We start from the raw sequence: 16564 nt of genomic DNA, 5'->3' as shown, positions 1-16564 counted from the left end.
GCCCTCAGGATCAGGTTCGTCGGATCCCAACGGTCGCCGATGAGGACGATGAAAGTTGGTGATAGCGTCCACCGACGCTGTTGTGCTGGTCGATGGAAACCCACGTCCTCACCTTCACCATCACCAAGTCATTTGCCGAATGGGTCGCCACCTATGACGCATCCCTGCCGCTTCAGAAAATCGCTGGCATCACTTCGCTCTACCGGGGTGTCAGCAAGGACGACCCCAGCAAGGTTTGCGCGGTGATGCAAGCCGCCCCCGGGGTGATGGAGCAATTCATCGCCGACAACACCGACATGATCGCGGCTTCGGGTCACGTGATTGAGAGCACCGTGAGTCAGGTGTTCGTCGCCAGCTGATGGCCTGGCGTCCTGCCCGGGCCTGGACCAGCCAGCGCCCGGTGGCCGGTTATCGCCATTTCGAGCTGATCACGCAAGGCGGGCGTGGCCCGCTGCGATGGGTTGAGTTGGCAGCTGTGCTGGCCCCGTCGCATCGCGAGCGGGTGCTCTGGAGTGAGCTCAAGGATCCAACCCGTTGGAGCAGCGGCTGGCAGTCCATCCCGGAGAGCGATGAGGATTCTTCAACTCAGTGATCCACACCTGGTGGCTGCTGATCAGGGGCTGGTGCGCGGTCGGCCGGCCCTTGCTCACTTTGAGCGAGCTCTCCAGCTTGGTGGCACCTTGAACCCCGATTTGGTGCTGGTCACCGGGGACCTCTGCCAAGACGAAAGCTGGGGTGGTTATGTCCGGCTGCGGCGGGCCCTGATCCAACACTTGCGCTGTTCCGTGGCTCTGCTGCCCGGCAACCACGATCACCCGCTGCTGCTCGATGCGGTGCTGGGCAGAACGTGGGCAACAGCTCCCGCTGATCTGTTGGTGCAAGGCGTGAGAGTGCTGCTGCTGAGCAGCCATCGGGTGGGTTCAGCTGCCGGTGTCCTTGGCTCGCTTCAGCTCCAGTGGCTGGCCGAGCGCCTGCAGTGCTCGGAGCGCCGTGATCTGCCCCTGGTGGTTGCGCTTCACCATCCACCAATCGCCATCGGTGATGCCGGCATGGATGCGATCGGGCTCCTCGATCAGGCAAGTCTTGAGGAGCTGTTGCGTCCCCATCGAGCCCTGCGGGCGGTGCTGTTTGGACACATCCATCAGCATTTGCAGGGGGCCTGGTTCATGCGGCCTGACGTGCTGCTGCTCGGATGCCCCTCCACTCTCTGCAGTTTCAAAGCGGTGCAGCCCTGCCCCTTGGGTCGCGCTGATGATCCGGAGGGCAGGCTGCTCGAGCTGAGGCCTGATGGAGCCGTTCAGCACCGGCTGCTGCGCTGGAGCAGCGTCTGAATTCATCCCATTCCCTTCTGCGACTCGCGGAAGGCCTTGAGTTTGTCGATGTCCTTCTCTTCGTCGATGGAATAGTCCGTCAGGATCAAGGCCTTGCCGATGGTCCCGAGGGCGTATTCGATCCGGTCGAGATCGCGGCGTCCGTCGTCATCCAGTCGTGCTGCACGAATCACCTCAGGTCGCAGCTGGTCGGCCAGCTGCTCCAGTGCCGCTGCGATCGCTTTGGCCTGCTGGAGCGGCTCGGAATCACCCATGAATCCTGAACAGATGCAATCGGAAGACTCTGACAGTTCTCGTCAGAAGCCCTTGGCCGTGGGTCGCTGACTCGAGAGCGAGACGTTGCCCAGGGGTTGTTGCTGTGGGGCGGGCTGCTGCATCGCTGTGGGCGGAACACCGGGGGCAGCCACCACATTGAACGCCAGCGACCAGCGTTCACCATCCCCTCGGAAGGGCATCACCGAATGGGGTTGCCAGGCCGGGAACACATAGAACTCACCGGGCACAGGCAGCACGTAGTGCGCCATGCCGGTGCGGAACGACTGAATGTGCCAGTCCTCCGGGCCGTGGAAGCAGAGTTGGCCATCAAAACTGTTGGCGTTGATCTGCGGTGGCACCTTCAGAAAGATCACTCCAGAGAAGCTGCCGCCATGGGTGTGGGTGGGGTTGTAGTCACCGGCGGTCTGGCAATTGAGCCATAGATCAATCATCTGAAGGCGGTAGCGACCGGGAACCCAGGGGCCGCGACCCTGGGGAGGCTGACGGTCCATCACATGGCGGATCCAGCGATCACAGGCCGGCAGCAGGTGGTTGTTGCTGAGCTCTTGCACGCCGGGTTGATCAGGCCTCAGTTCGCGCTGCTGAAGCAGTTGACCCGCCAGCTTCGCGGAAGCATCGGGGCTGGACTCAGGATGGGCGAGCACGCTTTCGCTCAGCCCAATCAACTGTTGGAGCAGAGGATCCGGAAGGGTGCCCCGAAGGATGGAGCGGGGAAACAGATCGAGAACGTCCACCAAGGCTTGGTCTGCTGCAGGCCATCGTGGCAGCCCCAAAGTGGGCGCACCGTTCATGACGATCCTGATGCTGCGCCACGCCCTTCTGGTGCCTGTGCTGCTGGGCAGCTGCGTAGCGGCAACGGCCGCTGATCTCCCTGGGCAACAGGGGCCAACGACGGCGCTGCTGCAGGGGGGTCCACTGCAGCTCAGCACCCGTCGCACGGCCGAGCTGTTCCCGGATGGCAATCGCATCTGGAAGGTTGAACTGCATCGCGGCCCGCGTTTGCTGGCCAGCTGGCCAGCGGCCAGTGGTGTGGCCCGGCGCCAGAGTGCTGATCGCCGCTGGAGCCCCGGCAATGCAGCCCCTCTGCCCGTTGGTGTGTACAGCCTGGGGCGTCCGGAACCGTGGGGGAATGATCTGTGGTTTGACCTGACCCCTCGTTTCGACACCACCCGAAGTGCTCTGGGCATCCACCGCTGTTATCCCGGCACGGGTTGCATCTGCATTCCCGAGCGGGCTGATATCGATGCGCTCGCCAGTTGGGTCAAGGCAACTGGGATTCGCACTCTGAAGGTGGTGAACTGATCGGACAGCCTTGACGTGCAGCAGTCCCAAATTCGGTCTCGAACGGAATTTGTGAATGTCGAAAAATCGTTGCCGATCGCCCTGCAATCGCGTTCTTTTCGGCTCATGATGCGTGGGCCAAGTCGCTAATGGGCTTGGAAGCCGGGCCGAGCGATGCCCGACGGGAACTGCGATTTGGCTTTGGCTTTGGCTGAGGTCAAATCCGTTCGTTCTTAAGACATTTGGGTGTGTATCCCTCAACACCGATTCGTCCGTCAACGTACGTTCGTGGTCGAATCGCTCCGGTGATGCATCACCGTCGACCACACAACATTCCTCAATCACGACACGTCCGAGTGGCCTGGAGCACCGACGTTCCTCCTAGGGCTCTTTACAAGGAAGGCAAACCATCGGCTTGATCGGATTGATGGACGTCAGCATCTGGATGCTCGTCGGATTCCTGCTGGCGGCCTATTCCGTGGTGGCGAACGACTCGCTTCAGACCCTCGGCACCTATCTCTCCTCCAACCGGAAACGCACGTCGAAGCCCGCGCAGATGCTGTTCATCTGCACGGTCACCTGTGGAGTGCTGCTGTTGGGCTGGTCCCTCAACAACGGTGATCCCACCTGGGGCCGCCTCAGTGTGCCTGGCAAGGAGTTTCCTTGGCCCGAGCCGTTCACCTGGGTCTACGTGCTTCCACCGCTCGCTGTTGTGGCCCTGACCCAGTGGGGAGCACCGGTGAGCACCTCGTTTCTGGTGTTGTCATCGTTCATGCCGATCAACATCGGCATGTTGCTCAGCAGCTCGCTGACGGGGTATGGACTCGCCTTCGCCGTAGGCCTGGCGGCCTACGGCCTGGGCTTGTGGTTGCTGGAGCGCTGGGTGTTCTGCCGTTCCCAAGACGGCAAAGACCCGAGCAAGGTCTGGTACGGCTTGCAGTGGTTCTCCACCGGCTTCCTCTGGTGCATGTGGCTGGTGCAGGACCTGGCCAACATTTTTGTGTTCCTGCCGCGCCAGTTGGACCTCGTTCCGATGCTCATCTGCACGCTGGTGCTCTGCTTGGGCCTTTGTGTCCTGGTGGCCACCGGGGGTGGGCCGATTCAGGCCGTGCTCCGCACCAAGACCAACAGTTCTGATTTGCGCTCGGCCACGCTGATCGATCTGTTGTTCGGTCTTTGCCTGCTCTACAAGGCCTTCCTCTCCAGCTTCCCCCTCAGCACCACTTGGGTGTTTCTGGGCCTGATCGGCGGCCGTGAGTTGGCCTTGCGGATCAAGCAACAAACATCAGACGTCGTGTTCACCAACCGGGAGGGGGGCAGTCTGGCCAAGGTCATCGGCACGGATCTCTGGAAAGCTGCCGTTGGTGTTGTGGTGAGTGTGGTGATCGCCCTCAGCATTCAGCCCCTCGCTCAGCTCACCGCGGGCTGACCCCTGTGGTCAGCGCTCCAATTCATGGCTAGGTCAGAGAGGGATGGGCCCCTCCATGGCACGTTGTGTTGTTTTGTCGCTGTTGCTGCCCTGGTTGGTGGGAGGCTCTGCCTTCGCCAGACCTGAGCCGCAGCTCAGCGCCAGGCAAACCATCCTCGAGGCGAATCGCCACTTGATTGCCGATGGCTGGCGTCCTGCCCCGGAAAAAACGCCAACGCCCGAGGAGCGGCGCTGGGCCTCTGTTGGGCTCGAAAGCCTTTCGGCCTGTTCCGGTACGGGCGTTGGCTTCTGTCGCTTTGATTACCGCCGAGACCTGCAGCGGCTATCGGTGGTGACAGTGCCCAGTGAACCCGGTCGTCCGTCGGTTGGTCGCGTTGAGCGTTGGTGGTGATCAGGGGTTCAGCGGTTGCTCCTGCCAGAGCGTGTCCGCACTCCAACGCGTGCGTTGATGGGGGTGGGGGCCAAGGTTGAGCCGCTCAACGCTGATCACCTGCAGCCTTAGCACCACGAAATGCTCTGGCAGCGGTGCAGTTTCAGCCAGTTGATCGGGGAAGGCCGCCGTGGGGTCCAGCGGATCCGCCGGGGTGGGCCACCCCCAGACGGCTCGTCCTGTATCGGAGAGCTTTTGCCAGCGCTGCTGGCAGAGCTCAGGTTGTTCGGTGGCTTTGATCAGCTTCACCTTTCCCCGCAGGCGGTACTGCTGGCGTGCTTTGGGGAACAACCAGCACAGTTCAGTGGCTCCATCGTTGGCGAGTTCCGTCACCTTCTCGCTGCGCTGATCGCTGAAGAGTTCGAGTTGGGCTGCACCGGCCCAGCCGCGGAACACCAGGGTTCGCACCCGAGGTGTGCCATCGCGTCCTGTTGTGGCCAGTTGCACCCAGCGGGCGGCAACGGAGCGCCCCTCCCGCTGCATGGCCGCGCGCAGCAGAGGTCTCCAGGGGGGGATGGTTTCAGAGATTCCCTCAGTCATGGAAGGTCGAACAAGCGAGCCTGCTCGGCAGCAGCACGCACCACGATGGCGTGGCGCTGCACCAGGGGATCGAGGGCGTCATAGCCACCACCGATCACCGTTGCGGTTGCAATCCTGCGGCGCAGACAGGCATCGAGCACAAGTCGATCGCGCATCTTCAACCCCGCATCGCTGAGGGCGAGTCGGCCGAGCCGATCATCGCGATGGGGATCGACGCCCGCGTTGTAAAGCACCAAATCCGGCGCGATGGTGTCCAAGGCATCGGGCAACCGGTCGGCAATGGCAGCGAGATAGTCGTCGTCGCTGGTGCCGTCGGCGAGGGGGATGTCGATATCCCCGTCCACTTTGCGCAAAGGGAAATTGCTGGCGGCGTGCACCGAAAGGGTGGTCACCCTGGGGTCGTGTTGAAAGCAGGCTGCCGAACCATCCCCTTGGTGCACATCGAGATCCACGATCAGAATTCGCCGCACCTCCCCAGTTCCCAGCAACACCCGCGCGGCGACAGCACAGTCGTTGAAGATGCAGAAGCCACTGCCGAAGCCGGGGTGGGCGTGGTGGGTGCCACCCGCCAGATGGGAGGCCAAGCCCCGCTGGAGAGCCAGTCGTGCCGTCAACAGGGTGCCGCCCACGGCAAGCCAGGTGCGCTGCACCAAAGGCCGCGTGGCCGGAAGCCCGATGCGACGTTGCTCCGGTCGGGTCAGGTGATCACGGCTGAAGGCTTCGTGATACATGCGGGGATGGACGCTCTCCAGATCTCTGCGGGCGATGCTCAAGGGCCGATGCACCTCCTCGGCCTGGACGACCCCCTGCTCCAGCAGGAGTTGATGCAGCAGCCGGAACTTCGCCATCGGAAAGCGATGGGTGCTCGGCAGCGGCGCGGAGTAATGCGGGTGATAAACGACTGGAAGCGGCAAAGGGTTGTCTCACCCGGGATGGCTCAGCCCATTCAAGGGTTAGGCAGGCTGCTGGTGCAGCAACAGATCTCACGCCTCAGATCTCAGTACACAGCTGAGATCTGATGAGTTGCTCAGATCGTTTGTGCCAAATAAGTGCCAAAATCCGCTGGAAGAATTGATCCCTTTGGCACGACTTTTCTGCCACCTGTTGACACGTCTACGCGACAGCTCGACGATGGGTTCACTGATAGTCCACGCTTAAAGCACTGCTTAGGCAGCTCCCTGATATGTGGCTTGCCGGGGTCTTGGCCCTGGTCCCTACCCATCTGCCAGCCATGCGGATGGTGCGTTGAAAAAGACGCTGGCTCTGCTTTAGGAGTTGCAAAGGCGGTTCTGTTCACCCCTTCTCTGGAAGCTCAGAACTTGCCTCGTCCTTCTCGTCACCACAAAAAATCCCTCCGACTGTTTCGGTGGGAAGGCGTGACTTTCCAGGTCTCTCAGGAGACTTGGGAAAAGTGCATTGCAGCTAACGCAAAGCCCACTGAATTCCTGCTCGCCAACAAGGTGACCATGGAAACGCTGGACAGGATGGCTGCCAAGGCGAAGGGATCTAACTGAGCCCTCTTAATGGATACCCCCCAGCAATGGGTGGCTGAGTCCGAAGCAGCAGAGCTTCTGGCAATTAAAAACAGCACCATCCGCACCATGCGGCGTGATCGCAGGTTGGAACCTGGCACGCATTGGATTTACGCGACCGGCACCCCCAACGGTCCCGTCACTTACAACGTCACGGCCATCCGTGAATCAATGGCGCAGCGCACCAAGGAAATGGTGGCGGCTGAAGCCCAGCGTCGTGCCGCTCTCAGAAAGGAAAAACAGGATTCCATTGAGACCTTCAGCAATGACCCGAGTGTGAGGGCAGGGTCATGAGGGATCAGGGAGATGAAAGAACGTCTTTTCAAACGTTGATTGAGATGGGGAAGTTGCCTGCTGATGCGCTCCTCTCGCCTTCAAAAATGCAAGAGGGCTTTTATTCCAAGACTCTTCAAACAGCGCGCCAAACTTCCAGGGGACATTTGTCTGATGGGGGGTGTCAGGGGGATGTTCAAAAAGTCCCCATCCAGTCCGCCAAGGACGTCCTGAAGACGCGCGAGGCCACGGATTGGATTGCTGACCAGTTCATCCCGCGTGGTCGGCTGACCTTGCTTGCTGGGGCTTCAGGGTCAGGAAAAAGCTCGCTTCTCTATGGGTTGGCGGAAGCCGTCTCCAACGGCTCGGACTTCATGGGTCAGCTCACGACCAAGAGAGGCAAGGTCTGTTTCATCCAGTCCGACGAAAGCCCCGAGAACGCAGCCGACAAGCTCAAGGTCATGGGTGTCAAAGCTGAGTTCCATCTGCTCACTGACTGGGAGTTCTTAGACGTTTCCAAGCTCAGGGCTCTTCAGGAGCAAGAGCACTACGACCTGATCGTCCTGGACAGCATCACGACGCTTTTGGGTGCTGGCAGACCAGATGGCCCGAGCATGAACGATGCGGAGTTTGGATTCGATCTCTATCCACTGAACACATGGGCTTCTGAAAACCGCGTTGCCGTGGTGATGAGCGCCCACCTCAGGAAGCAGAGCAAGGACTCAACGACCAACGCCATCACCCTGGATTCCGTCTTTGGCGCAGCCAGTCAGGGCTGGGCCGCCAGTGATGTTTGGGGGATTTGGAGGCTTTATCAGCAGCAGCCGGACCAGAACATTCAGATGCGGTTGCAGTGCGTGAAAGGACGCACCTGCGCGGACGGCACGGCATGGAATCTGGAGGGAAACGAAGAGGACTACTCGTTCCTTCTGAAAGGCTCAGCGAATGAGGGGGACATGACTCCAAAGCAACGAAGCCATTTCGCGGAACAGGCGCTGGCGTTGATGGCAGGGAGTGACCGCTACTGGAAGGTTGAGGACATCCAGCGCGAGCTGGGCTGCGCCGAAAGGCACGCCTATCGGGTTTTGAAGGGCTTGTTCGTAGAGGACAAGCTCAGCAGACAGACCCTTGCCTCCACTGGTGGTCGCCCGAAATATGCATACGCAGAGAAGACTTTTTGTACTTCCCCCCAACCCCCCCTATCGGAAACAACCGCGCTGCCTAATTGTTCCCTGACAGAATGAAGCAATGGTGAAAAAGTCAGACAAAGCAGAAATTGATCGGCGGATTCATACCGTCGTCAAACTGCTGTCGTCGGCGAAAACAAACAGCTACATCCTGCGATTCTGCACGGAAGAATGGGGGGTACAGAAGCGACAAGCCGAGACGTACCTGCAACGTGCCCGAGAGATCATCAAGGCGGATTATTGCGTGGAGCGTTCTGACTTCCTTGGCACGCGTCTAGCCCTACTGGACGAAATCATCGAAGCCAGCATCCGAAGCAAGCATCACTCAAATGCCGTTGGTGCCTTGAAGCTTCAGGCTCAACTCACAAGGCTGCTAAAGGGTAATTAATTGAGTGTGGCTGGGACGCAATTGATTGGGTGGTGTGCTGACACACCTACCCTTCAGCATGTGGCGAATGGCTTAAATGGCTACTGGTATTCAGTTGTGACTTGTGGTGAGCTGTGGTCATACCAGAAGCGCAAGAGTTGCTCATAACTTGGAAGCATTGGTGCCTTGTGATCCATCAACAATTGGATCCGGTCGCCTTTTTTCATGCCTTTGCGTCCACGCCCAGGGATCTTCTGGGCAGTGAGCATCTGACGAAGACGTTTATCAGTAAGCGAATTCAGAGTGTCATAAGAGGCAGGGCCTAAAGCGGCCCCGACCAGTTGATAAGTCTCAGCTGTTTCCTCTTGGGTGCTGATCTCCCGCAGCTCACGCAAGCCTCGCGCAGTGTCGTCAATGTGCTGACCGACAAGACGAGCCAAGGTGCGATCTGCCTCGATAGAGCGCTCGATGACGTTACGCAGATTCATTGTTTCCCTCCAGCTCTCGCTTGGCCTTCTTGGCCGACAGCCAGGAATGAATGAAGCGGGTCACGGCGTTGAGCAGGTCACCAATGGCATTGCCACGCCACTGACGACCCTGATAAGTGTCCCAAGCTTTTTCCAACTCATCACCAGCAATTTCAAAGCCTTCGAAGACGTCGTGATATTTGAGCAGCACGTTATCCAGCTCAGCCTTTTGGCGAAGCGTCATCTCAGCAGCTGACGCGAATTGGCGCAGCTCGACTTCCATCTCGGTGATGCGTGAGGTGAGCCGAACCACTTGACCTCTGTATTGGCCTCGGCTGCGGCTCAGGAATTGAGCGGCATCACGAAGTTCGCCGTACTTCTTACGCAGTTCACCTGACGAAGGATTTGAGGGGAACTGGCCTTCTCTGATGCTGGTCATTGGTCGATACCGGTAAGAACGATGAACAGGGCAGCCACATAGGCGAAAGGTCTAACGGCAGCACGCAAGAGCTGACCAAGCGGATCTCGTTGCGGCTTGGCAGGAATTAATTGCTCCTTAGGCTCGAGCCACGCCTCATTTGAATGAGACGGCAATGCGATGTAGTCGAAATTGATAAGAGTCATTGGCTCGCTTCTGCGATATGTGGGGCTCTCGCCCCGTGAACACACCATCTCCGTTTCAGCTGGGAATCACTTCCCCTAGTGGAGGGATTTATTCGAGGGCCTCCTCCCCCGTTAGGGGGGGGGCGCCAAGTTGTCCTGCCCCAGTGGGGGTATTTATCGCGTCCAGGTGCACTGATGCGCGTACTTCCAATAGATGTCGGCGTGACCGCTGGCGACTAGCTGCTGCTGGCACTGGGGGCAGTGCTGGCTTCACTAACCAAGGGAGCGCCTGGGACGTGATGAGTGGCCAGGGGTCACTGATGACTGATCTGCGTGAGTTTCTTGGCCGGCTTGACGACGATCCACTGCTACGGGCCAGCGCCAATCTGCGGACCATGTCGCGGGTGCGGGAACAGCTGGAGCGCATTCCAGAAATGGCGTGGATGGGCGACCCGGTTGAGGTTCGGCTTGCGGATCTTTTGGTGCTGATGAATCAGCTGATGACACGGATGCGCTGATGGCTGCCAAGCGCCGCCGCAAGCCATGCCGCGGGGAGATTGAAGACAGGCTTTTAAGTGAAAAGCGCTGGAGCGGGCTGCAGGAGCAGACGGAACTGCAGGCCCGCAACCATTCAGAACGAGAGAACTGCGAGGCCCGTCGTCGCACCAGGGAACTGCTGGAGGGTGGCTGGGGCTCGATTGATTGGATCGACGTTTATGGGCAGAAATGATCATCTGACCACTGCCATCGCGTCATTTGGAACGTCACTGCACCCATCGCAGTAGCGATGGTTTCCGCGGAAGTTTCTGTCGTTAGGGCTTCCATCCAATGGTTTTTTTCGTTTTAACTATTGGGCGCTGATCCAAGAGCTGACTCCCTTTCTTTCCGGTCGGGGAGTCAGTTCAGCGTTAGCTGAGGCTTTGCCTCCTGCCTTGCGCACTTCTCGCAGGTGGCTGACTTGGCCCTGGCGTACTTGGCAGGGACGGTGACGGGTTCCCCGCAGACGGTGCAGGGGAGCTGCTTTGGCTTGGTCATTGGCTTCAGTCCTTAGAAGTAGAAGTTCTTGACGGCCTCCATGAGGGCTGCAATCTCACCTGCTGCTCTCGAAGAAACGCTGGGCTTGTTCAGCAGTAGTTGCTTCAGGGAGTTTCCAGGTGGACGACTTCACTCCACTAAGTGCGTAAGTGCGCTCGTCCCAGAGCCCCATCACCTTGTATTCGCGCTCTAGAGCGACCGAACCCAACGGTTGACCGTCGAGTTGATAAGCCTGCGAAAGCGTCTTGATCTTCTTGGTCCTAGAGGCCGCATATGCACCAACAGCTGCAGGAGCAAGGAATATCCCAACGGGTTGCCCACCTGTTATCGCGTAGCCAATGCCTGGGACGATGCCGGTAAAAAGTGAAACGAGTGCACCGCTCCAAAATCCGCTCCATCGATCAGCAGATAATTCCTTTTCGCTCTTCTCAGCCTTTGCCTGGACCTTGATGATCTTGATTGCACGCTGATTAGTGCTGGCTTCCATCCATTCGACGAAGCCCTGAATCTGAGCATCAGTGAGATCAAACCATTCGCGTCCGCCTTGTTCCGGTGAACGGTGTATCCGGTAGCGCTTATGGAAGTTCGATTCCCAGCTACGCGCCGCATCTCGCGTAGTAAACCAAGTGGTCTTGATGAGGCTGACCCTGCCAACGGCGTAATGAGCCGCAATCTGCGAGAGACGCTTCTGAGGGTGCTTCGAGATGCCGATCTTCATAGCACCGCTGTAGTGATCCCGGACGAGGTAAAAAGCACATTTATCCATCAGCCCTGCCCCACTGCTTGAGCGGCGAGGCGCTGCTGGAGCAGAGCACGCACGCCGATCTTGATGGCCTCGGTGTTGCCGCTCTCGACAACGTCATCGAAGCGTTGGATCTCTGCTTGAGGCAGCCGCTCAGAAGCCCACACGATCAGGTCCTTGTAGGACTCCTGACCGCCAGCCAGCTCAACGATGGAGGCGAAGTCCTCATCGGAGAGGTCGCCAGTTTCTTCCTTAAGGGGGAGGACGTCTTCAGTGAAGTCCAGCAGCTCACGAAACTCAGCGTTGAGATGGCGAGCGATGAACCTGTTCAGCCTGGTGCGCTCCTCTTCGGTCAACACAAAGGGCCAGCAATCGTCCACCGCTTGAGTGGCGATCATGTGCAGATGCTGGACAGCAGTCCCGAGGTCGTTCTCGAAATCGATGTCGAGGTTCTCGTCAGGGAACTCCCGGCAGGAAACCTTGCTCCTGTTGATCGAGTAGTGGCACGAGATGTACCGCTCGGCTTCCCAGTGGAAGCTGACGCTGGAGTCCTGATTGGAGAGCCAGTTGAGGGTCGGCAGGTTTTCCTTTGAGCCACCGAGATACATCCATCCCTCACAGAACAGCTCATTCAGATGGCTCATCCGTGAGGAGGATTTGCGGAAGGTCTCTTCTTTGTGGGGGAAAAGGACTTTGGTGAAGAGGTTGGACATCTTTCTTGGGTTGGGTTGGGGTGAATAAAGAGAGATGAGGGATTAACGAGACTTCCGGTACCACTTGTCGCCGTAGCGCTCGTACTCCGCGGGCTTGTCTCCCATCTGCCGGGAGTAGTTCGGACCAATCAGGTCTTCGAAGGCCAGCTCTTCGTCAACGAAGTCAGCGATCTCTTGCTCCAGCTCGTTGTCGTATTTGATGGAGCCGTCTGAGTACAGAGGGTGCGACGGATCCTCAAAAGGCAGAAAGGTTTTCAGATACCAGGCTTTGAGTTGCTTGAACATCGATCAGCCTCCATAAACCACGGGCAATAAAGACGCAATCACGCTCCACAGAACCCATTGCCGGTTGTTCCAGCAGACGTGCGACCCGAACAACCAGAACAGATAAAGCAGGAGAGCCCTGGCAGCTAGTTGAAGCAGTTCTGTCATGGCTTCTCAGCAGTAGCGGTCATGAACTGCCTGAGCAGTTGGGTCTTCAGTAATCGGTCGCCAGCCGTATTCGTAGACGTAGTTGGCGTCGCCCTTGCGGTCGAAGTCCTTGTTTGCGCAGCTCAGGGTGTAGTCGAACTGGAGGGTCTTAGAGCCGCCACCTCCGTAGGTGTAGACGCCGCCGATTGCAGCGCCCATACCGATGGTGTTGTGCAGCGTGGTGGTGCCAGTGAACTTGATTACTTGTCCCTGCTTCACCACTGACTCCTCTTGGTATGAGTACAGCGGCTGTCGCTTGGGCTCTACTTCAACTGTTGCCGCATCACCAGCAGAACCACCAGCCAGAAGGGCGGTGCCGATGACTGCAGAGCCGACGATCGTGATGAATTTGTTGGTCATCTTTCAGTCTCCGAGTCAGTAGCAGTTGGTGTAGGCAGTGCTGCCGAAGACATTCGTCGTGCAGAAGCGTGGTTGGCTTTGTTGAATCGCGCTGTTGTATTCCTGAGCTGCGTCGTTGATTGCACGAGCGCGAGCCCAACGATTGCGATCTGCCCTATCGGCTTGAGCCTCGTAGAAATTAATTTCCTCCCAAGAAGCACAGCCTTTGAAGTGCGTCTTCTTGAAAAGAAGACCACCTGACTGGATGTGGGCATAGCGGGTGCCGGAAGGGCAACGGCTATCAGATGCAGATGCCGTCTTGGTGGCGCTGGGACTAGCGGCAACAAAGGTGGGAGACGGTGCGGAATACACAGGAGCAGGGTCTGATGTCTTCTCGTTCCATCCGCGAAGAGAAAGGTCATAAGGACCGATCAAGTGGCTGACCTTTGCCTGCTCGATGGCATTAGCCAGCACCTCCTCCTTCTGTTCGTCAGTTGCTTTGTGCTTGTAGGTAAAAAAGCTCTGGGCGTATTAATGACAGATCACTTGAGCTGGGATCTGGGTTTCGGCCAGGGTCATTCCCTTGCGAATCAGCTTGTCCTCGACCTTGGAGAAGCAGCCCACACCAGCGTTGGCCGGAGCACTGGCTATGAGAGCACCTGCGCTGAGAGCCAAAGCAGCAGATGCAGCTGCAGCGGCGTGAGCGGCGGTCTTGGTGAAGAGGGGGTTGGCCATGGGCGAGTACCTCTTGGGTATGTTTGACCCTCTGGGGCCAGTGAGATCAATGTCTTTCGGCAAAGCCTTTTCATCGACCCTTTCGGGAGGGGTTCTGAAGGCCGCCTCTACCTCTGCGAGGTGATCTGCCACTCCTTCACAAAAAGGGGTGGCTGTGAGGAGGAAGAAACACCACCCTTGAGGTGTGTCAGTCGCCTTGAAGGTGAAGCTCGCTCTCGACGACAAAACAACTGGTCTTATTGCCTCACGACTGAAGGAGGCTCTCGGCAGTTCGAAGCTCGTCGTGTGTCTCGGCTCGAAGCTTGAACTGGCGAGCTTCTGCAACGTCGAAGCCATCAGAGACCACGTGGTTGGAGGAGCAACGACAACGGCTGAGGCCAAGGAGCTGCTGAACGAGACGTTCGCCGACTTCCTCATCACTGACGATGTTCCTGAAGCGGGAAGCGGCATCGCTCTTGCAATGGAGTTCCGGCATCTGAAAACGCTCGTCCTCACCTCACGCGAAAACAATGACCTCGTGATGGAGGCAGAAGATGCGGGAGTTAACGGACTTGTCTTCCGAAGCGGTATCGGCCTCAGCGGAGAAGGCAGCTTTCTTCAGGCAATATCGACTGTTGCTCAAGGCGGTGTGTGGCTATCTCCAGCCGTGAGCTGCATCGTCAACAGCGGAGCCGACAAAGGCGCTCTTGCCACCATCGCCGAGCTGACTGACAAAGAACGAGCGGTGCTGACTCAAGTAGGCAGAGGACTCGGCAACAGCGATATAGCCGAAGAGCTTTTCATCTCAGAGGAGACATGCAAGAGCCACCTTCGAGCAATCCGTCAAAAAGTTGGCGAGACAGACAGAGTGAAACTTGCTCTCATTGCCATCAGAGCAGGCATTTAATTCAACGTTTCCGAAGTTCTGCAAATCGACTGCAATTACTGGCTTTTGCTTTGCCGTGTCGTGACGGGGGGCCTGCATGGCTAATTGATGATCGTCTTCTTAGAGCTGCCCGATAAAACCGGGTATCAGGACTGCATTGACGAGATCCAGGAAAAAAGCAGAGACCAAGGGAACGATTAAGAATGCTCTCGTCGAAGCGCCGTACTGCTGCGTCACTGCGGTCATGTTGGCCATGGCCGTTGGTGTGGACCCCAGAGCGATCCCGCCAAAGCCTGCGCAGATGACAGCTGCGTCATAGGACCTTCCCATCAGTCGGAATACCAGCAGCAGATTGACGGCCAGAGCGACGATGAACTGCGTCAAGAGGATGACCAGCAAAGGCAGGGCGAGGCCGACCAAGGTCCAAAGTTGCAAGCTCATTAGGGACATGGCCAAGAAGATTCCCAATGAAAGTTCGCTGATCAAATCCAGCGAAGTGGAATGTTTTGGCCAATGGAAGACGGCTCGCTCAGAACGTTTCTCTGGGAGCAGATTCGAATAGAGAATGCCGACCAGTAGACAGGGCACAAATAAAGGCAGCTTCAAGCCCATATGGGCGATGCCGCCGTTCAGCACCATGCCGGAGATGATGCAGATATTGATGGCCAAGAGGGCTGCAAGGAAGGAGGTCATGTCGATCTGCTTCCTTCCAGAAAACTGATCTTGCTTGTCCTTGACTGAGTCCGTCAGGGGTTGATTTTCAGGCTTTGTGCTGGGGCAGGGAATCTGAAAACGACGAATCAGGAACTGGGCAATTGGACCGCCGCTGGCACTGGCAAGAACGAGACCAAAGGTGGCAGCAGCAATTCCGATTTCCAGGGCGCTGTCAATCTGGAAGTTCTCTGCAAAGGTGGGAGCCCAAGCAATCGTTGTGCCGTGTCCACCAATCAGTGACACCGTGCCTACGAGCAATCCCGTGGCGGGATGAAGCCCCAACAAACCCGCCATCGTGACGCCAATGATGTTCTGCAACGTCATGTAGCCGATGGTCAGACCCAAAAGAATGAACAGTGCCGGGCCGCCGCGTCTTAAATCGCTGAAGCGGGCATTCATCCCCACCGTGGTGAAGAAATAAACAAGAAGAAAGTCCCTCGAATCCAGGTTGAAATTGAGTTCGGGCCCGCCCATTACGTGAAGCAGTGTCAAAAGGATGGCGACGAGAAGTCCTCCGGACACAGGCTCTGGAATCGAATAGTCCCGCAATACCTTGAGTTCGCGGTTCAAGCGTTTACCAACGAACAACACCAGAAAACCCGTGGTGGTTGAAACCAGGGGCGAGAGTTCGGTCACAGCCAAGAAATTTTCCTTCGAAGTTCAAGGTACGGACGACTTTTGAATGCGTAATGCCGCATTCATGTATTCGTCGCGAAGGGGCACAAAGCGCTTATCAAATGCCTGGGTGGGTTACTCCTGGCTGAACAGACGCTGCTCCGATGCTGCCAAAGGCGTGCTTAAGGACGACCTGAACCGCTTGGATGCTCTGGAGAAAGAAGTCTTTCCCGACTGAGGGAAGCCTTTTGGGGAGTGGTGTCAGTTAATTCCGCATGGCAAGAGGAAGGTAGTCATACATGCACTCAATCCCTAGAACCTGTGGAGCGATCGCCGACTTGCATGCAGCTCAATGTTGAAAAGGGTCTGATCGGGGCGGCTGTCCTTGGGGCTCTTGTCTTGATGGCACCGATGGCGAAGCAGTCCAAGGAGTTCATGAACTGCGTGAAGAATGCAGAGACAGGGATCGTCAACCTGTCTGGTTTTGAGTTCCTCGACGAAGACGGGAAGGGCGGATTCATCGAGCGACCTGTGGCCGTTCACTGGTGCAACGGCGGCGACATCAGCAAGTACCTCAACCTGGCGGGTCAGTGATGGATTGGATCGTCCGGCCTATTCG

At 57.9% G+C, this 16564-nt stretch carries 27 protein-coding genes; 13 read left to right on the top strand and 14 right to left on the bottom strand.

Annotation, left to right across the window (positions count from 1 at the left end; translation table 11 throughout):
- Positions 1-92 precede the first annotated feature (92 nt).
- Genes SynA1562_RS08590 through SynA1562_RS08580 form a run of 3 tightly spaced genes read left to right on the top strand, consistent with a single transcriptional unit; the run spans position 93 to position 1331 of the window.
- Positions 93-359: a DUF3764 family protein gene (locus SynA1562_RS08590; protein WP_114987863.1), complete on the top strand. Its 267-nt coding sequence runs from the start codon at positions 93-95 to the stop codon at positions 357-359.
- On the top strand, positions 359-592 hold the full coding sequence (locus tag SynA1562_RS08585; protein WP_186493537.1) for a TIGR02450 family Trp-rich protein: 234 nt from the start codon (positions 359-361) through the stop codon (positions 590-592). The genes SynA1562_RS08590 and SynA1562_RS08585 overlap by 1 nt, the downstream gene beginning before the upstream one ends.
- Complete coding sequence (locus tag SynA1562_RS08580) at positions 570-1331, top strand: metallophosphoesterase (RefSeq protein ID WP_186493536.1); 762 nt, start codon at positions 570-572, stop codon at positions 1329-1331. The genes SynA1562_RS08585 and SynA1562_RS08580 overlap by 23 nt, the downstream gene beginning before the upstream one ends.
- 2 nt (positions 1332-1333) lie before the next feature.
- Here the strand turns inward: SynA1562_RS08580 and SynA1562_RS08575 are convergent, their stop codons facing one another.
- Both SynA1562_RS08575 and SynA1562_RS08570 read right to left on the bottom strand, forming a co-directional pair.
- On the bottom strand, positions 1334-1585 hold the full coding sequence (locus SynA1562_RS08575) for a hypothetical protein (protein WP_011364726.1): 252 nt from the start codon (positions 1583-1585) through the stop codon (positions 1334-1336).
- A gap of 42 nt (positions 1586-1627) precedes the next feature.
- Complete coding sequence (locus tag SynA1562_RS08570) at positions 1628-2341, bottom strand: putative 2OG-Fe(II) oxygenase (RefSeq protein WP_011364725.1); 714 nt, start codon at positions 2339-2341, stop codon at positions 1628-1630.
- A gap of 40 nt (positions 2342-2381) precedes the next feature.
- Here SynA1562_RS08570 and SynA1562_RS08565 point away from each other — a divergent pair, with 40 nt between their 5' ends.
- From SynA1562_RS08565 to SynA1562_RS08555, 3 genes are all read left to right on the top strand, one after another.
- A complete protein-coding gene (locus SynA1562_RS08565) occupies positions 2382-2909 on the top strand; it encodes a hypothetical protein (protein ID WP_370593178.1) in 528 nt (175 codons plus the stop codon).
- 406 nt (positions 2910-3315) lie between these two features.
- Complete coding sequence (locus tag SynA1562_RS08560; RefSeq protein ID WP_255445614.1) at positions 3316-4317, top strand: hypothetical protein; 1002 nt, start codon at positions 3316-3318, stop codon at positions 4315-4317.
- A 55-nt stretch (positions 4318-4372) separates the two neighbouring features.
- Complete coding sequence (locus SynA1562_RS08555) at positions 4373-4708, top strand: hypothetical protein (protein ID WP_186493534.1); 336 nt, start codon at positions 4373-4375, stop codon at positions 4706-4708.
- Here SynA1562_RS08555 and SynA1562_RS08550 read toward each other — a convergent pair whose 3' ends face one another.
- Together SynA1562_RS08550 and SynA1562_RS08545 are read right to left on the bottom strand one after the other, a co-directional pair.
- Positions 4709-5287 (bottom strand): pyridoxamine 5'-phosphate oxidase family protein, encoded by a 579-nt coding sequence (locus tag SynA1562_RS08550; RefSeq protein WP_186493533.1) that lies wholly within the window; start codon positions 5285-5287, stop codon positions 4709-4711.
- Positions 5284-6201, bottom strand: coding sequence for a histone deacetylase (locus SynA1562_RS08545; protein WP_186493532.1), 918 nt, complete (start codon positions 6199-6201; stop codon positions 5284-5286). The genes SynA1562_RS08550 and SynA1562_RS08545 overlap by 4 nt, the downstream gene beginning before the upstream one ends.
- A 609-nt stretch (positions 6202-6810) precedes the next feature.
- On the opposite strand from SynA1562_RS08545, the gene SynA1562_RS08540 reads away from it, so the two are divergent.
- From SynA1562_RS08540 to SynA1562_RS08530, 3 genes are read left to right on the top strand one after another with little or no spacing between them, the layout of a single operon-like run.
- Positions 6811-7113: a DNA-binding protein gene (locus SynA1562_RS08540; protein ID WP_186493531.1), complete on the top strand. Its 303-nt coding sequence runs from the start codon at positions 6811-6813 to the stop codon at positions 7111-7113.
- A gap of 44 nt (positions 7114-7157) precedes the next feature.
- Positions 7158-8336 (top strand): AAA family ATPase, encoded by a 1179-nt coding sequence (locus SynA1562_RS08535; protein ID WP_186493530.1) that lies wholly within the window; start codon positions 7158-7160, stop codon positions 8334-8336.
- 4 nt (positions 8337-8340) lie between these two features.
- Positions 8341-8667 (top strand): hypothetical protein, encoded by a 327-nt coding sequence (locus SynA1562_RS08530; RefSeq protein ID WP_186493529.1) that lies wholly within the window; start codon positions 8341-8343, stop codon positions 8665-8667.
- Between the two features lie 80 nt (positions 8668-8747).
- On the opposite strand, the gene SynA1562_RS08525 is transcribed toward SynA1562_RS08530, so the two are convergent.
- The 3 genes from SynA1562_RS08525 to SynA1562_RS08515 all read right to left on the bottom strand — a co-directional run bounded on the left by SynA1562_RS08525 (position 8748) and on the right by SynA1562_RS08515 (position 9737).
- Positions 8748-9134, bottom strand: coding sequence for a hypothetical protein (locus tag SynA1562_RS08525; protein WP_186493528.1), 387 nt, complete (start codon positions 9132-9134; stop codon positions 8748-8750).
- Positions 9121-9396 (bottom strand): hypothetical protein, encoded by a 276-nt coding sequence (locus tag SynA1562_RS08520; protein WP_186493527.1) that lies wholly within the window; start codon positions 9394-9396, stop codon positions 9121-9123. Before SynA1562_RS08520 ends, SynA1562_RS08525 begins: the two co-directional genes overlap by 14 nt.
- Positions 9397-9548: 152 nt before the next feature.
- Positions 9549-9737 (bottom strand): hypothetical protein, encoded by a 189-nt coding sequence (locus SynA1562_RS08515; RefSeq protein ID WP_186493526.1) that lies wholly within the window; start codon positions 9735-9737, stop codon positions 9549-9551.
- Positions 9738-10036: 299 nt separating this feature from the next.
- Here SynA1562_RS08515 and SynA1562_RS08510 point away from each other — a divergent pair, with 299 nt between their 5' ends.
- Entirely contained in the window at positions 10037-10234 is a 198-nt protein-coding gene (locus tag SynA1562_RS08510) for a hypothetical protein (RefSeq protein WP_186493525.1), read from the top strand.
- A complete protein-coding gene (locus tag SynA1562_RS08505; protein WP_186493524.1) occupies positions 10234-10446 on the top strand; it encodes a hypothetical protein in 213 nt (70 codons plus the stop codon). The genes SynA1562_RS08510 and SynA1562_RS08505 overlap by 1 nt, the downstream gene beginning before the upstream one ends.
- 360 nt (positions 10447-10806) lie before the next feature.
- Here the strand turns inward: SynA1562_RS08505 and SynA1562_RS08500 are convergent, their stop codons facing one another.
- From SynA1562_RS08500 to SynA1562_RS08475, 6 genes are all read right to left on the bottom strand, one after another.
- Entirely contained in the window at positions 10807-11517 is a 711-nt protein-coding gene (locus SynA1562_RS08500; RefSeq protein ID WP_186493523.1) for a GIY-YIG nuclease family protein, read from the bottom strand.
- Complete coding sequence (locus tag SynA1562_RS08495; RefSeq protein ID WP_186493522.1) at positions 11517-12137, bottom strand: hypothetical protein; 621 nt, start codon at positions 12135-12137, stop codon at positions 11517-11519. Before SynA1562_RS08495 ends, SynA1562_RS08500 begins: the two co-directional genes overlap by 1 nt.
- A gap of 111 nt (positions 12138-12248) precedes the next feature.
- The gene (locus tag SynA1562_RS08490; RefSeq protein ID WP_186493521.1) at positions 12249-12491 is read right to left on the bottom strand and encodes a hypothetical protein; all 243 of its coding nucleotides are present in this window, start codon (positions 12489-12491) and stop codon (positions 12249-12251) included.
- A 153-nt stretch (positions 12492-12644) separates the two neighbouring features.
- Positions 12645-13037, bottom strand: coding sequence for a hypothetical protein (locus SynA1562_RS08485; RefSeq protein ID WP_186493520.1), 393 nt, complete (start codon positions 13035-13037; stop codon positions 12645-12647).
- A gap of 15 nt (positions 13038-13052) precedes the next feature.
- The gene (locus SynA1562_RS08480) at positions 13053-13490 is read right to left on the bottom strand and encodes a hypothetical protein (protein ID WP_186493519.1); all 438 of its coding nucleotides are present in this window, start codon (positions 13488-13490) and stop codon (positions 13053-13055) included.
- Positions 13491-13547: 57 nt separating this feature from the next.
- A complete protein-coding gene (locus SynA1562_RS08475) occupies positions 13548-13751 on the bottom strand; it encodes a hypothetical protein (RefSeq protein ID WP_186493518.1) in 204 nt (67 codons plus the stop codon).
- Between the two features lie 202 nt (positions 13752-13953).
- Here SynA1562_RS08475 and SynA1562_RS08470 point away from each other — a divergent pair, with 202 nt between their 5' ends.
- Entirely contained in the window at positions 13954-14637 is a 684-nt protein-coding gene (locus SynA1562_RS08470; protein ID WP_255445782.1) for a response regulator transcription factor, read from the top strand.
- Positions 14638-14736: 99 nt separating this feature from the next.
- On the opposite strand, the gene gltS is transcribed toward SynA1562_RS08470, so the two are convergent.
- Positions 14737-15966: a sodium/glutamate symporter gene (gltS, locus tag SynA1562_RS08465; protein ID WP_186495372.1), complete on the bottom strand. Its 1230-nt coding sequence runs from the start codon at positions 15964-15966 to the stop codon at positions 14737-14739.
- A 321-nt stretch (positions 15967-16287) separates the two neighbouring features.
- Between gltS and SynA1562_RS08460 the strand changes: the two genes are divergently transcribed.
- Positions 16288-16539 (top strand): hypothetical protein, encoded by a 252-nt coding sequence (locus tag SynA1562_RS08460; protein ID WP_186493516.1) that lies wholly within the window; start codon positions 16288-16290, stop codon positions 16537-16539.
- Positions 16540-16564: the final 25 nt, after the last annotated feature.

The organism is Synechococcus sp. A15-62 (assembly GCF_014280075.1).
In the GTDB taxonomy this organism is placed as follows: Bacteria; Cyanobacteriota; Cyanobacteriia; order PCC-6307; family Cyanobiaceae; genus Parasynechococcus.
Note: the sequence above shows the minus strand (reverse complement) of the source record. Positions and strands in the feature narration are given on the sequence as shown.

What these genes read in the sequence shown, in the direction of transcription:
- SynA1562_RS08590 (WP_114987863.1), top strand. Translation starts at nt 93, where the DNA reads ATGGAAACCCACGTCCTCACCTTCACCATCACCAAGTCATTTGCCGAA.
- SynA1562_RS08585 (WP_186493537.1), top strand. Translation starts at nt 359, where the DNA reads ATGGCCTGGCGTCCTGCCCGGGCCTGGACCAGCCAGCGCCCGGTGGCC.
- SynA1562_RS08580 (WP_186493536.1), top strand. Translation starts at nt 570, where the DNA reads ATGAGGATTCTTCAACTCAGTGATCCACACCTGGTGGCTGCTGATCAG.
- SynA1562_RS08575 (WP_011364726.1), bottom strand. Translation starts at nt 1,585, where the DNA reads ATGGGTGATTCCGAGCCGCTCCAGCAGGCCAAAGCGATCGCAGCGGCA.
- SynA1562_RS08560 (WP_255445614.1), top strand. Translation starts at nt 3,316, where the DNA reads ATGGACGTCAGCATCTGGATGCTCGTCGGATTCCTGCTGGCGGCCTAT.
- SynA1562_RS08555 (WP_186493534.1), top strand. Translation starts at nt 4,373, where the DNA reads ATGGCACGTTGTGTTGTTTTGTCGCTGTTGCTGCCCTGGTTGGTGGGA.
- SynA1562_RS08550 (WP_186493533.1), bottom strand. Translation starts at nt 5,287, where the DNA reads ATGACTGAGGGAATCTCTGAAACCATCCCCCCCTGGAGACCTCTGCTG.
- SynA1562_RS08540 (WP_186493531.1), top strand. Translation starts at nt 6,811, where the DNA reads ATGGATACCCCCCAGCAATGGGTGGCTGAGTCCGAAGCAGCAGAGCTT.
- SynA1562_RS08535 (WP_186493530.1), top strand. Translation starts at nt 7,158, where the DNA reads ATGGGGAAGTTGCCTGCTGATGCGCTCCTCTCGCCTTCAAAAATGCAA.
- SynA1562_RS08530 (WP_186493529.1), top strand. Translation starts at nt 8,341, where the DNA reads ATGGTGAAAAAGTCAGACAAAGCAGAAATTGATCGGCGGATTCATACC.
- SynA1562_RS08525 (WP_186493528.1), bottom strand. Translation starts at nt 9,134, where the DNA reads ATGAATCTGCGTAACGTCATCGAGCGCTCTATCGAGGCAGATCGCACC.
- SynA1562_RS08520 (WP_186493527.1), bottom strand. Translation starts at nt 9,396, where the DNA reads ATGGAAGTCGAGCTGCGCCAATTCGCGTCAGCTGCTGAGATGACGCTT.
- SynA1562_RS08515 (WP_186493526.1), bottom strand. Translation starts at nt 9,737, where the DNA reads ATGACTCTTATCAATTTCGACTACATCGCATTGCCGTCTCATTCAAAT.
- SynA1562_RS08510 (WP_186493525.1), top strand. Translation starts at nt 10,037, where the DNA reads ATGACTGATCTGCGTGAGTTTCTTGGCCGGCTTGACGACGATCCACTG.
- SynA1562_RS08505 (WP_186493524.1), top strand. Translation starts at nt 10,234, where the DNA reads ATGGCTGCCAAGCGCCGCCGCAAGCCATGCCGCGGGGAGATTGAAGAC.
- SynA1562_RS08500 (WP_186493523.1), bottom strand. Translation starts at nt 11,517, where the DNA reads ATGGATAAATGTGCTTTTTACCTCGTCCGGGATCACTACAGCGGTGCT.
- SynA1562_RS08495 (WP_186493522.1), bottom strand. Translation starts at nt 12,137, where the DNA reads ATGAGCCATCTGAATGAGCTGTTCTGTGAGGGATGGATGTATCTCGGT.
- SynA1562_RS08490 (WP_186493521.1), bottom strand. Translation starts at nt 12,491, where the DNA reads ATGTTCAAGCAACTCAAAGCCTGGTATCTGAAAACCTTTCTGCCTTTT.
- SynA1562_RS08485 (WP_186493520.1), bottom strand. Translation starts at nt 13,037, where the DNA reads ATGACCAACAAATTCATCACGATCGTCGGCTCTGCAGTCATCGGCACC.
- SynA1562_RS08475 (WP_186493518.1), bottom strand. Translation starts at nt 13,751, where the DNA reads ATGGCCAACCCCCTCTTCACCAAGACCGCCGCTCACGCCGCTGCAGCT.
- SynA1562_RS08460 (WP_186493516.1), top strand. Translation starts at nt 16,288, where the DNA reads ATGCAGCTCAATGTTGAAAAGGGTCTGATCGGGGCGGCTGTCCTTGGG.